Here is a 693-nt window from a genome sequence, read left to right as displayed (position 1 = left end):
ACGTTGATCAGGAAACCTTGGTCTTTCGGTGGGCGGGTTTCTCACCCGCCTTATCGTTACTTATGCCTACATTTGCTTTTCCATACGGTCCAACACCCATTACCAGATATCTTCGCCCCATATGGAATGCTCCCCTACCAGATGCATATATCTCAATGCAAATCCATAGCTTCGGTACCGTTCTTGATGCCCGTTTATTATCCACGCCCGGCCGCTCGACTAGTGAGCTGTTACGCACTCTTTAAATGAATGGCTGCTTCCAAGCCAACATCCTAGCTGTCTGGGCAACCGGACCTCGTTAGTTCAACTTAGAACGAATTTGGGGACCTTAGCTGATGGTCTGGGTTCTTTCCCTCTCGGCCTTGGACCTTAGCACCCAAAGCCTCACTGCCGGCTATATTTGATAGCATTCGGAGTTCGTCTGGATTTGGTAGGATTTGACTCCCCCGCACCCAATCGGTAGCTCTACCTCTATCAAACTCTACGCCGACGCTGTTCCTAAAAACATTTCGGGGAGTACGAGCTATTTCCCAGTTTGATTGGCCTTTCACCCCTACCCTCAGGTCATCCGGAAACTTTTCAACGTTTATCGGTTCGGTCCTCCATTACATGTTACTGCAACTTCAACCTGCCCAAGGGTAGATCACAAGGTTTCGCGTCTACCTCATCTGACTATGCGCCCTATTAAGACTC

Annotated in this window: 1 rRNA gene; it reads right to left on the bottom strand. The window is 49.4% G+C overall.

Features of this window, described 5'->3' with window-relative positions:
* Positions 1 to 693, bottom strand: a 23S ribosomal RNA gene (locus HMAT_RS26850); the annotation flags it as partial.

The organism is Sphingobacterium sp. HMA12 (assembly GCF_002933815.1).
Classification (GTDB): domain Bacteria; phylum Bacteroidota; class Bacteroidia; order Sphingobacteriales; family Sphingobacteriaceae; genus Sphingobacterium.
Note: the sequence above shows the minus strand (reverse complement) of the source record. Positions and strands in the feature narration are given on the sequence as shown.